The following is a 525-nucleotide window of genomic DNA, read 5'->3' on the forward strand; positions in this document are numbered from 1 at the left end:
AACGGTCAGTGTATAAAAGTTATTCATTTCAATAACTTTGTCAGGACGAATTGGGTGTGACATTGGGCTTGCATCTTCAGCAAACTGAGGGCCACGAATAATGCGCACGTTGTCGATTCGATTTACCGCACGTGAACCTAAGTCAGAAGAAAACTCTTGATCACGGAACACCGTCAAACCTTCTTTTAGGCTCAGCTGGAACCAATCACGGCAAGTCACGCGGTTGCCTGTCCAGTTATGGAAGTATTCATGGCCAATCACAGCTTCAATACCCAAGTAATCTCGGTCTGTCGCCGTTTGGTCATTCGCCAGAACAAACTTAGAGTTAAAGATATTTAGGCCTTTGTTTTCCATTGCGCCCATATTGAAGAAATCAACCGCTACGATCATGTAAATATCGAGGTCGTATTCTAGGCCAAAGCGTTCTTCGTCCCACTTCATTGAGTTGATTAGCGATGTCATCGCGTGACCCGCTCGGTCTAAGTTGCCTGTATCGACAAAGAGGTCTAGGTCAACGTTGCGACC

1 protein-coding gene is annotated in these 525 nt (G+C 45.7%); it reads right to left on the reverse strand.

What is annotated here, in order from left to right; genetic code table 11:
• The coding region (locus tag R7040_RS29795; RefSeq protein ID WP_318098092.1) for a M1 family aminopeptidase at nucleotides 1–525 on the reverse strand (525 nt) is incomplete at both ends.

The sequence above is a fragment of the Vibrio sp. 1069 genome (assembly GCF_033340555.1).